The following is an 11,875-nucleotide window of genomic DNA, read 5'->3' as shown; positions in this document are numbered from 1 at the left end:
GCGCGGCTCTGAGGCCGTGCTCCGGCGGCAGCTTTGTTCCCTGACCGAAAAGTGCTGCGAAATTTCCGGTTTCGCAAATTCATTTATCAGAAAGCCGATATCGATTTTTCCGATACGTCAGCGGCCGATCTTCTCGGGTCGTTGGCGCACGATGCGCTGCGACTGGGCAAGTCCGATGAAGTCGCGCGCCGCTTGCGGCAGGCCGGAGCCGCGCCGCCAGACCATGCCGACCTGGACGACCGGCAACGACCCCGAAATATCGCGCGATTCGATGCGGTCGCCTTCCAGCGACCATGGCCGGTAGACGAGATCGGGCAGCAGCGCCACGCCGGCGCCGGTAGCGACGAGGCTGCGCACCGCTTCGACCGAGCGGGTGCGGAAGGCGACATGCGGCTTGGCGCCGATTGCCGTCAGCAGCTTTCCGGTATTCTCCTCGATCTCGTCGACGGTCAGCATGATCAGCGGTTCCGAGGCGATGTCGCCGATGCCGATGATGTCGGCACCGGCCAAGGGGTGGCCGAGCGGCAGCCACAGCCGGTAGGCCGAGACTTCGAGGATTTCGGACTGCAGCGCGGTGCGGTCGCGCAGGTTCGAGGTTGACCATGACGGCAATGTCGAGCTTGCCGCCGATCAACAGATGCTCGAGATAGTCGCCATTGTCCTCGATCGCCGAGACCTCGACACCCGGATAGGCGCGGCGGTAGCGGGCAAGAAGATCGGAAAGAACATAGCCAGCGACCAACGAGGTGACGCCAAGTTGCAGCCGCCCGCTTGCCGCGATCCGTTCGCCGAAGAAGGCGCGGCGCGCATCGGAAACGTCCGCCAGGATCTTCCTCGCATGGCGCAGGAACTGGTGGCCTTTGTGGGTGATGTTCAAGCCGCGCGGGTGGCGCTCGAACAGCTCGACGCCGAGATCGTGCTCCAACTCCTTGATCGCTTCGGTGACCGAGGATTGCGAGATCGACAGGTTCTGGGCGGCGCCCGACACTGTGCCCTGCTCGGAGACGGCGATGAAGAACTGCAATTGGCGGATGGTGAAAGCCATGGCCGGACTAAACACGGCCGAGGCGGCGCTGGGAAGTGGTGCTGGTGCCGATCTGCCGATAGAGCTCAGCCCTCGCTTCCGCCGTCCGCAATGCTGAGCCGCGCGCCGGCCTGGACGAGGGCGGCGGCGATGTCGTGCGGCGGCGGCCAGTCGGTGGCGAGTTCGGAAAAGCCGCCGAAGCCGCAGACCTGAACAAGGCCCTGGCGGCCGAATTTGCTGTGGTCGGTGACGACAAGCGAACGCTGACCGCGCGACAGCACCATGCGGGCGAATTCGGCCTCTTCCAGATCATAGTCCATGACGCCGGTGACGGCATCGACCGCACCGGTCGATATCACCGCATGGCTGACGGAAAAGCGGCTGACGAATTCGATGGCCGAGACGCCGAAGGCAGCACCGGAATCGCTGCGCAGCTCGCCGCCGGCCATATAGACCTTGTTGCCGTTGACGGTGGCCAGTGTGCGGGCGATGTCGGAGGAGTTGGTGACGACCGTCAGCCGCCGGTGGCCGAGCAGTTCCCGGGCCAGGAAAGAGGTGGTGGTGCCGGTGTCGAGCATGATGGACTCGCCGTCGCGGATGGTGGCGGCGACCATGCGGGCAATAGCCCGCTTGGCATCGGCGTTCTCGCGCATGCGCCGCTCGAACGGCGCTTCGCCGGCAAACGACGGCAGGCCGATGGCGCCGTGCATCTTGAGGACGGAACCGTCGCTGGTCAGTGGCTTGACGTCGCGGCGTACCGTCTCCAGCGAGACGCCCAGCCGGTCGGCCAGGCTGGCAATGGTGACAGTGCCTTCCTCCTTGAGGAGGCGCAGGATTTCGCCATGCCGCTTCGAGTGGACCATCGGTTCCATCCGGTCGGATTGTTGCAGCGTTGACCGTTTCTACGGCATAAACGCCACTAACTTCAATAAATTTCACAAAATTCGGGCAAAAACGCAGAAAACACCACAATTTCGCGTTGACAACGCGTCCAGCGTGGCGCGACATTATCGCTGTGACAGGCTCGGAACGGAGGACTACGGCTGAGCCGCACGAAAAATCGCCTGCCCGAACGCCCGGGAAACTGTTGGTGCAAGGGTGCCGAAATTCAGGATCCGCGGGGGCGGATGCCGGCGTCGAAGAACCCGGCACAAAGGGGCTCGTCGGTGCGGTGCGGGATACCGATCCCGAGATCTGCACCGACGAGATCTTCGCGTTGCCGCCATTCCTCCGTCCGATTGTCATCGCTGGCCAGCCGTGACATGCGTGGGAAATTGACCCAATGTTGGACGAGATCGTGACTGTCGAAGACCGCATCCGCGCGCTGCCTTGCTGGACCGGCAGCATCGACATTGCGCCGCTGCCGGGTGGACTGAGCAATGCCAATTATCTGGTCAAGGACGCGGCCGGGCGGCACGTCGTACGGCTCGGCCAGGATTATCCGTTCCACCATGTCTTTCGCGAGCGCGAGATGATGACCGCGCGGGCAGCGCACGCGGCAGGCTTCGCTCCGGCCGTCCACTACACCGGACCGGGCGTCATGGTGACGGAGTATCTCGGCGCCAAGGCCTACGTCGCGCAGGACGTGCGCGCCGATCTCGGCCGCGTTGCCGCGTTGCTGCGCGGCTTCCACCGGGAGATGCCCAGTCACATCTCCGGCGCCGGCTTCATGTTCTGGGTATTCCATGTCATTCGCGACTATGCGCGCACGCTGGAGGAAGGCCGCAGCCGCAAGCTGGGCGAATTGCCACGCCTTTTGACCCTGGCGGACGAGCTCGAGCGCGCGCAAAAACTGCTGCCGATCGTCTTCGGTCACAACGATCTTCTGCCGGCCAACATAATCGACGACGGTCACAGGCTGTGGCTCATCGACTTCGAATATGCCGGCTTCAACACCGCGATGTTCGACCTTGCTGGCGCGGCTTCGAACGCCGGCATGAGCGACGAGGAATCCTTCGCCTTCCTGACCGCCTATTTCATGAAGGAGCCAGACCCGGCGATACGGCGCTCGCACGCCGCCATGCAATGCGCGTCGCTGCTGCGCGAGGCGATGTGGGGCATGGTTTCCGAGCTCTACCTCGATGCTCCCGGTGTCGACTACGCCGCCTACGCGGACGAAAACCTGGCGCGGCTCGAAGCCGCCCTGGAAAACTACAGGACAAAATACGGGACGCGGACATGACCTTGCCCGCCCAGGCCGGGATCGTGGTCATCGGCGGTGGCATCATCGGCTGTTCGACGGCCTATCATCTGGCGCGCGACCACAAGGCCGAAATCGTTCTGCTCGAACAGGGCAAACTGACCTCGGGTTCGACCTGGCATGCTGCTGGGCTGGTCGGCCAGCTACGCTCGTCGGCGTCGATCACGCGCGTGCTCAAATATTCAGTCGATCTCTACAAGGGGCTGGAAGCCGAAACCGGCCTCGCCACCGGCTGGAAGATGACTGGCTGCCTGCGCCTCGCCACCAATGCCGACCGCTGGACCGAGTATGAGCGGCTGGCAACGACGGCCAAGAGCTTCGGCATGGACATGCATCTGCTGTCGCCGGCCGAGGTCAAGGAAATGTGGCCGCTGCTGGAAACCGGCGACCTCGTCGGCGCGTCCTGGCTGCCGACCGACGGTCAGGCAAGCCCTTCCGACATCACCCAGTCACTGGCCAAGGGCGCGCGCATGCATGGCGCAAAATTGTTCGAGGAGGTGCGGGTCACCGGCTTTGAAATGACCAACGGCCGGATCGTCAAGGTTAGGACGACCAGGGGCGATATCGCCTGCGAAAAGGTGGTGAACTGCGCCGGGCAATGGGCGCGGCAGGTGGGTGCGCTGGCCGGCATCAACGTGCCGCTGCAGCCGGTGAAGCACCAGTACATCATCACCGAGAAGATCGTCGGCCTGGCGACCGACGCGCCGACAATTCGCGACCCCGATCGCCGCACCTATTTCAAGGAGGAGGTCGGCGGGTTGGTGATGGGCGGCTACGAGCCGAACCCGCAGGCGTGGACGACCGGTCTGCCCGGCGGCGATGTGCCGGACGATTGGGAGTTCCGGCTGTTCGACGATGATTACGATCATTTCGAGCAGCATATGAGCCAGGCGATCGAGCGCGTCCCGGCGCTTGCCAATGTCGGCGTCAAACAGATGATCAACGGGCCGGAGAGCTTTACGCCGGACGGCAATTTCATCCTCGGCGTGGCGCCGGAATGCCCCAATATGTTCGTCGGCGCCGGCTTCAATGCCTTCGGCATCGCGTCCGGCGGCGGCGCCGGCTGGGCGCTGGCGCAATGGGTCGTCGACGGCGAGGCGCCGCTCGATTTGTGGGTGGTCGATATCCGCCGCTTCTCCGACCTGCACCGCGACCGGAAATGGATCGGCGACCGCACGCTGGAAGCCTACGGCAAGCACTACACGATCGGCTTCCCGCATGAGGAATATGCCAGCGGACGGCCGCGCATCGTCTCACCTTTGTACGAGCGGCTGCAAAAACATCGCGCCGTGTTCGGCTCGAAACTTGGCTGGGAGCGGCCGAACTGGTTCGCACCGGCAGGCATCGAGCCGAAGGACGTCTATTCGATGGGCCGGCAGAACTGGTTTTCACCCGTCGGCGACGAGCATCGCCATGTGCGCGAAAAGATCGGTATTTTCGACCAATCGTCGTTTGCCAAATACGAAATGACCGGAGCCGACGCGCTGACGGCGCTGGACTGGATCTGCGCCAATGACGTCGCCAAGCCGGTCGGCCGTGTGACCTACACACAGCTCCTCAATACGCGCGGCGGCATCGAGGCCGATTTGACCGTGGCGAGGCTCGGCGAGGAAAAATTCTACATCGTCACCGGCACCGGGTTCCGCACGCACGATTTCTCCTGGATTGCCGATCATATCGGCAGGGAGTTCGACGTGACGCTGACCGACATCACCGAGGATTTCGGCACATTGTCGCTGATGGGGCCACGCGCACGTGATGTGCTGTCGGCGGTGACCGATGCTGACGTCTCGAATGCCGCCTTTCCGTTCGGCCATGTTCGCGAGATCGCCATTGCCGGCCACGCCGTGCGGGCACTGCGCGTCACCTATGTTGGCGAACTAGGCTGGGAATTGCATGCGCCGATCGCGGCGACAGGCGAGGTTTTCGACGCGCTGATGGCGGCGGGCGCTACCCACGACATCCGCCCGGTCGGCTACCGGGCGCTGGAATCGCTGCGGCTGGAAAAAGGCTACCGCGCCTGGGGCGCCGACATCACGCCCAACGACACGCCGCAGGAGGCCGGCCTCGGCTGGGCGGTGAAGCTCAGGAAGAACACCGATTTCCTCGGCCGGCGGGCGCTTGAAAAGCTCGGTGGCTCGACGCTCAGGAAACGCTTTGCCGGCTTCACTGTCGACGATCCCGACGTCGTGCTGCTCGGGCGCGAGACCATCCTGCGCAACGGCCAGGCGGTCGGTTATCTCACCAGCGGCGGCTATGGCTACACCATCGGCAGGAACATCGGCTACGGCTATGTGCGCAATGCCGATGGCGTCGACGATGATTTCCTCACCTCGGGCGACTACGAGCTGGTGGTGGCAATGGAACGGACGCCGGCTAAGATTCACCTCGAGCCGCTTTACGATCCGACGGGAGCAAGGGTGAAGGCGTAGAGCCTTCCGCCTCAGTTCACGATGAGCACCAGCCCCCGGCTCGGCACCGTATCGGCCTCGCCTGGCATCGAGACATAGGGCGGCGTCTCCTCGGCGCGGGTGACGATGCCTTGCGCCTCGAGCTCGGCGATCCGCGCGGCAAAGCCCGTGTCCCACAGCGTGTTCTTCACCGTCAGTACGATCACTCCGCCCGGCCGGCAGATGCGGATCAGCTCGTCCAGCCCCTCGGCTCCGACATGGCCCGACGTGAAGACGCCGGCTGAGATGATCCCGGCATAGGCATCGTCCACGAAGGGCAGCGGCCCGCCAAGCGCCAGGCAGTGCAGCGCCGAATAGATACCTTTGCGCGCCGCTTGCGCCAGCATGCCTTCCGAGATGTCGAGCGCCTCGACCTGCGGATAACCGGTAATGGCGAGCCACTCGCCGATGAGCCCGGTGCCGGCGCCGGCATCGAGCAGAGGTGCGGCGCCGCGCGGCAGATGGCGGGCCAGCAAGGCAAGGCAGATGGTGGGATGGCGATAGCCGGCCGCCGACATGTCGGCGTCGTAAGTGCCGGCCCAGCTGTCGTAGAGCGCGGCTACGTCTTCCGGCCGCTTCGCCGCATAGGCTGCGGCGAGTGCGCTCTGCTGTTTGCTGTCCGTCATTGCTGTTTCGTCGCCCGGTATTGATCCGCTACGCGATGATAGCCAAACGGTGAAAACTGTGGAACCGTCGTCGCGACAATAAAGATGGGAAAAGGAGCGAAAGCCATGGCGGATGACCAGGCACGCGCCGCGCTTGCGGCCATTCCGATGCTGGCCGGCTATGACGGCCCGCTGGAACGGCTCGGCGGCCTGACCAACCTCGTCTTCAGAGGTAAGGATTTCTGCCTGCGTATCCCCGGCAAGGGTACCGAGGAATACATCAACCGCGCCAACGAGGCAGTGGCGGCCCGGGAAGCGGCGAAGGCCGGCGTCAGCCCGGAAGTGCTGCATGTCGATGCCGAGACCGGCGTGCTGGTGACCCGCTTCATCGCCGGCGCCGAGACGATGTCGCCGGAAAAATTCAAGACCCGACCGGGCAGCCCGGCACGCGCCGGCAAGGCCTTTCGCAAGCTGCACACATCCGGCGCGGTGTTCCCCTTCCGCTTCGAGCTGTTCGCGATGATCGACGATTATCTGAAAGTGCTGTCAACCAAGGACGTCGCCCTGCCTGCCGGCTACCACGATGTGGTCCGCGAGGCGGAGGCAGTGCGCTCAGCACTTGCGGCTCAACCTCTGCCGATCGTCGCCTGCCACTGCGACCCGCTCTGCGAAAACTTTCTCGATACGGGCGACAGGATGTGGATCGTCGACTGGGAATATTCCGGCATGAACGATCCGCTCTGGGATCTCGGCGACCTCAGCGTCGAAGGGCAATTCGACGCCGCGCAGGAGGAGGAAATGATGCTGGCCTATTTCGGCGGCGAGCCGAGACCGGCGGAGCGCGCCCGCATCGTCATCTACAAGGCGATGTGCGACCTTTTGTGGACGCTGTGGGGACTGATCCAGCTTGCCAACAAAAATCCGGCCGACGACTTTCGCGCCTATGCAGACGGCCGGTTTGCGCGCTGCAAGGCACTGATGGAGATGCCGGAATTTTCGCGGCATCTCGCAGCGGTGCGCCGGGGTTAATTCACACCCTTCGGCACGTTCTCGGGCGGCACCACGGTTTCGACCACCTTCTGGCGATGGAAAATGAACAGGCCGGCCATCACGACGATGGCCGAGCCGATCAGGATGCGCGGCCCAGGCACATCGCCGAAGAAGGCGAGGCCGAAGACCACTGCCCACAACAGCAGGCTGTAATGCAGCGGCGCCAAGGTCGAGGCCGGCGCCAGCTTCAACGCCCTGGTGATCATCAGATGCGCGCCGCAGGAGACGATGCCGAGAAGCAGCATGGCGCCGAAATCGAGCGAGGACGGCGTCCTCCAGCTGCCGAGGGTCAGCGCAGCGCCGACCAGCAGCGTGCCGATGGTTTGCCAGGTGACCAGCGAAGTGTCGCTGGTGCCGCGCAGCCGCCGATTGAGGATGATGGCGAAGGCAAAGGAAATGCTGCCGGCGAGCGCGAACATCGAGGACAGCGAGAACGCGGCCGACGACGGCTTCAGCATGATCAGCACACCGCAGAAACCGAGCAGGATAGCCGCCCAGCGGCGCCAGCCGACCCTTTCGCCGAGCAAAAAGTGCGACAGCGCCGCGACGTAGATCGGCCCGGCCATGTAGAAGCTCATCACATCGGCGAGCGGCAGATAGACGACCGCCGCGTAGAACAGCGCCGTGTCAAGCGTCGTCATCACCACGCGCAGCAGCTGCAGCTCCGGCCGCTCCATGAGAAACAGCTTGGCCGCACCCTGATGGGCAATCATCGGCCCAAGTATGAAAAACGCGCCGATCGAGCGGATCAGCACGACCTGGCCGACGGAAAAACTGGCAACCAGCCACTTGCCCATCGCATCGTTCAGCGCAAACAGGAAATCGCCGGCGAGCATCAGCAGGATGCCGGCCAGCAGCGCGTTCCTGATCGTCGAATTATGGGCTGCGGGCTGCGCCATTCCGTTACCGGTTCCTCGCCGTGGGGTACGGTGACCCGCGTCGTAGTCGCAAGCTGCGGCCATGACGAGGCGAAAATCGAGAATTCGGTAAGACCAGCGCCGGAAATCGGCTGGACTAATGCATGTCGCGCAAAAGTGTGCAGCGGTTTTGCGACAACGACATGCATCAACACAGGAACTTAAGCGCGTCGCATGAGGCCGGTCGAGCGCGACGCGCTTTAAGCGTGACGCCGGTTCACCGTGCCCGGCCTTCCGGCGATCGAAAGCCGCGTGTCCTGCCGGCTGCGCTCGGCCACCACCTTGCCCCTGGCAATGACGCAGAGACGCTCTGGGCGCAGCCGCAGCGCCTCGACTGGGTTGCCGGCATCGAGAACGACCAGGCTGGCGCGCTTGCCGACCGCCAGGCCAAGGTGGTCGAGGCCCATGATGGCGGCATTGACGTTGGTGACCATGTCGAAGCAGCGCGCCATCTCGGCCGGGCTCGACATCTGGGCGACATGCAGGCCCATGAAGGCGACGTCGAGCATGTCGGCGGTGCCCAGCGAATACCAGGGGTCGAGCACGCAATCCTGGCCCCAGCCGACGCGGATGCCGTGCGCCAGCATCTCCTTGACCCGCGTTAGCCCGCGGCGCTTGGGAAAGGTGTCGTGGCGGCCCTGCAGCATGATGTTGATCAGCGGATTGGGGATCGCCGAAACGCCGGCCTCGGCAATCAGCGGCAATAGCTTCGAAACGTAGTAATTATCCATCGAATGCATCGATGTCAGGTGCGAGCCGGCCACTCTGCCCTGCAACCCGAGCCGCTGCGTCTCATAGGCCAACTGCTCGATGTGGCGCGATAGCGGATCGTCGGTCTCGTCGCAATGCAAGTCGACCATCAGGCCGCGTTTGGCCGCGATCTCGCAGAGCTCGGTGACGGAGCGCGTGCCGTCGGCCATTGTGCGCTCGAAATGCGGAATGCCGCCGACTACATCGACGCCTATGTCGAGCGCCCGGATGGTGTTGCTGCGCGCCGTCGGCGAGCGATAGAAACCGTCCTGCGGGAAGGCGACCAATTGCAGGTCGATATAGGGGGCAACGGTCTTCTTCACGTCGAGCAGCGCTTCGACCGCCAGCAGGCGGTCGTCGCAAACATCGACATGGGTTCGGATGGCGAGCAGGCCCATCGACACCGCCCAGTCGCAATAGGCAAGCGCACGGTCGCGCACCGCCTCATGGGTCAGAAGCGGCTTCAGCTCGCCCCACAGCGAAATGCCTTCGAGCAACGTGCCCGAGACATTGATGCGCGGAATGCCGAGCGAAAGCGTTGCGTCCATATGGAAATGCGGATCGACGAAAGGCGGCGAGACCAGATTGCCACGGGCATCGATCGCCGTGCCGGCGCTGACGTTCAGCTCGGGCTCTATCGCTGCGATCGTTTCGCCGACGATGCCGATATCGGCGATCCTGCCGTCCGGCAGCGTGCCGCCGCGCACCACAAGGTCGAAATCCATCTGTCGTTACCCCTTTGAAGAGTATGCCTATTCCGGCACGTACCGCACCGCCCCCTTGGCGGCACTTGTCGCCATCGCCGCATAGGCGCGCAAGGCCGTCGTCACCTTGCGCTTGCGCTTTTCCTCGGGCTTCCAGGCAGTTGGCCCCTTCGCCTCCATCGCCGCACGACGGGCGGCGAGCTCCGCGTCGCCGACAGCAAGCCTGATGGTGCGGTTGGGGATGTCGATCTCGATCGTGTCGCCTTCCCTGACCAGCCCGATCAGCCCGCCTTCAGCCGCTTCCGGCGAGACGTGGCCGATCGACAGGCCGGAGGTGCCGCCGGAAAAACGACCGTCGGTGATCAGTGCGCAGGCTTTGCCGAGGCCCTTCGATTTGAGATAGCTGGTCGGGTAGAGCATTTCCTGCATGCCGGGGCCGCCGCGCGGGCCTTCATAACGGATAACGACGACATCGCCGGCCTTGATCTCGTTCGACAGGATCGCCTTGACGCTGGCGTCCTGGCTTTCGAAGACTCTTGCCGGACCGGTGAATTTCAGGATGGATTCATCGACTCCGGCCGTCTTCACGATGCAACCGTCGAGCGCGAGATTGCCTTTCAGCACGGCAAGGCCGCCATCCCTTGAGAAAGGATGTTCGGCCGAGCGGATGACGCCCGTCTCGCGGTCGAGATCGAGATCGTCCCAGCGGCGGTCCTGGCTGAAGGCGACCTGCGTCGGCACGCCGCCGGGTGCCGCGAGAAAGAAGTCGCGGACATTCTGGCTTGACGTGCGGGAGATATCCCAGTGGTCGAGCGCTTCGCCGAGGCTTGCGGTGTGCACCGTCGGCAGATCGCGGTTGATCAGCCCGGCGCTATCCAGCTGGCCGAGGATCGCCATGATGCCGCCGGCGCGGTGGACGTCCTCCATGTGGACGTCGGCCTTGGCCGGCGCCACCTTGCACAGCACCGGCACCCGCCGCGACAGCCGGTCGATGTCCTCCATTGTGAAGTCGACCTCGCCCTCATGTGCTGCGGCGAGGATGTGCAGCACGGTGTTGGTCGAGCCGCCCATGGCGATATCGAGCGTCATGGCGTTCTCGAAAGCGCCCTTCGACGCGATGCTGCGCGGTAGCGCGGTGTCGTCGTCCTGCTCGTAATAGCGCTGGGCGAGATCAACGATCAGATGGCCGGCCTCGACGAACAGGCGCTTGCGGTCGGCATGCGTGGCCAGCGTCGAGCCGTTGCCGGGCAGCGACAGGCCGAGCGCCTCGGTCAGGCAGTTCATCGAATTGGCGGTGAACATGCCCGAGCACGAGCCGCAGGTCGGACAGGCCGATCGCTCGATGATCTTGACGTCCTCGTCGGACACCTTGTCGTCAGCGGCCGCGACCATGGCGTCGACCAGGTCAAGCGCCTGGCTCTTGCCGGCGAGCACCACCTTGCCGGCCTCCATCGGTCCGCCGGAGACGAAGACGGTCGGGATGTTGAGGCGCAGCGACGCCATCAGCATGCCCGGCGTGATCTTGTCGCAATTCGAGATGCAGACCATGGCGTCGGCGCAATGCGCGTTGACCATGTATTCGACCGAGTCGGCGATCAATTCTCGCGACGGCAGCGAATAGAGCATGCCGTCATGGCCCATGGCGATGCCGTCGTCGACGGCTATGGTGTTGAATTCCTTGGCGACGCCGCCGGCCTTTTCGATCTCGCGGGCAACCAGCTGGCCTAGGTCCTTCAGATGGACATGGCCGGGCACGAACTGGGTGAAGGAATTGACCACGGCGATGATCGGCTTGCCGAAATCCGAATCCTTCATGCCGGTGGCGCGCCACAGGCCGCGGGCGCCGGCCATGTTGCGGCCATGGGTGGTGGTGCGGGAACGGTAGGCGGGCATTGAACTGTCCTTGCTGTCTGCTCGCGCCGCACAGGCGCGGAAAACCGGAATTGAGCCGCAGGCCTTATAGACGCCAAGCTCTGGTCTGGCCACAATTTTGCGCTGCGCCAGGGCGCGGAACGAGCGCCAGCCAAAGACGCAGCCGGTCCAGGCCGTAAAAAAGTCAGAGGTGCTGTCGGATCGGGTTTCGCTTGAGCGTCCTTGGGCAGACGGCGGGGTCGGCCATCAATCGCCAGCCGGCCGTTTTGCGAGTGAAAACAAAGCCAAAACCAGTCCGAGGAG

General features: G+C 64.2%; 8 protein-coding genes and 1 pseudogene. 3 read left to right on the top strand and 6 right to left on the bottom strand.

Annotation, left to right across the window (positions count from 1 at the left end):
• Window positions 1-117: 117 nt before the first annotated feature.
• Window positions 118-1,045: pseudogene (locus tag NKH98_RS20530) on the bottom strand (LysR family transcriptional regulator).
• Window positions 1,046-1,110: 65 nt separating this feature from the next.
• The gene (locus NKH98_RS20525) at window positions 1,111-1,887 is read right to left on the bottom strand and encodes a DeoR/GlpR family DNA-binding transcription regulator (RefSeq protein ID WP_352901044.1); all 777 of its coding nucleotides are present in this window, start codon (window positions 1,885-1,887) and stop codon (window positions 1,111-1,113) included.
• A gap of 434 nt (window positions 1,888-2,321) precedes the next feature.
• On the opposite strand from NKH98_RS20525, the gene NKH98_RS20520 reads away from it, so the two are divergent.
• The gene (locus NKH98_RS20520) at window positions 2,322-3,206 is read left to right on the top strand and encodes a phosphotransferase (protein WP_254816390.1); all 885 of its coding nucleotides are present in this window, start codon (window positions 2,322-2,324) and stop codon (window positions 3,204-3,206) included.
• Complete coding sequence (locus tag NKH98_RS20515; RefSeq protein WP_352901042.1) at window positions 3,203-5,656, top strand: GcvT family protein; 2,454 nt, start codon at window positions 3,203-3,205, stop codon at window positions 5,654-5,656. The genes NKH98_RS20520 and NKH98_RS20515 overlap by 4 nt, the downstream gene beginning before the upstream one ends.
• 11 nt (window positions 5,657-5,667) lie before the next feature.
• Here NKH98_RS20515 and NKH98_RS20510 read toward each other — a convergent pair whose 3' ends face one another.
• Entirely contained in the window at window positions 5,668-6,300 is a 633-nt protein-coding gene (locus NKH98_RS20510; protein ID WP_352506950.1) for a class I SAM-dependent DNA methyltransferase, read from the bottom strand.
• Window positions 6,301-6,405: 105 nt separating this feature from the next.
• On the opposite strand from NKH98_RS20510, the gene NKH98_RS20505 reads away from it, so the two are divergent.
• Window positions 6,406-7,308 (top strand): phosphotransferase, encoded by a 903-nt coding sequence (locus tag NKH98_RS20505; RefSeq protein ID WP_352808016.1) that lies wholly within the window; start codon window positions 6,406-6,408, stop codon window positions 7,306-7,308.
• Here the strand turns inward: NKH98_RS20505 and NKH98_RS20500 are convergent.
• From NKH98_RS20500 to ilvD, 3 genes are all read right to left on the bottom strand, one after another.
• The gene (locus NKH98_RS20500; protein ID WP_352901039.1) at window positions 7,305-8,228 is read right to left on the bottom strand and encodes a DMT family transporter; all 924 of its coding nucleotides are present in this window, start codon (window positions 8,226-8,228) and stop codon (window positions 7,305-7,307) included. The two genes, NKH98_RS20505 and NKH98_RS20500, sit on opposite strands and share 4 nt — an antisense overlap.
• 218 nt (window positions 8,229-8,446) lie before the next feature.
• The gene (locus NKH98_RS20495; RefSeq protein ID WP_352479866.1) at window positions 8,447-9,721 is read right to left on the bottom strand and encodes an amidohydrolase family protein; all 1,275 of its coding nucleotides are present in this window, start codon (window positions 9,719-9,721) and stop codon (window positions 8,447-8,449) included.
• Between the two features lie 27 nt (window positions 9,722-9,748).
• Window positions 9,749-11,593 (bottom strand): dihydroxy-acid dehydratase, encoded by a 1,845-nt coding sequence (ilvD, locus tag NKH98_RS20490; protein ID WP_352808019.1) that lies wholly within the window; start codon window positions 11,591-11,593, stop codon window positions 9,749-9,751.
• Window positions 11,594-11,875 lie beyond the last annotated feature (282 nt).

The organism is Mesorhizobium sp. M0833 (assembly GCF_040319905.1).
Classification (GTDB): Bacteria; Pseudomonadota; Alphaproteobacteria; order Rhizobiales; family Rhizobiaceae; genus Mesorhizobium.
Note: the sequence above shows the minus strand (reverse complement) of the source record. Positions and strands in the feature narration are given on the sequence as shown.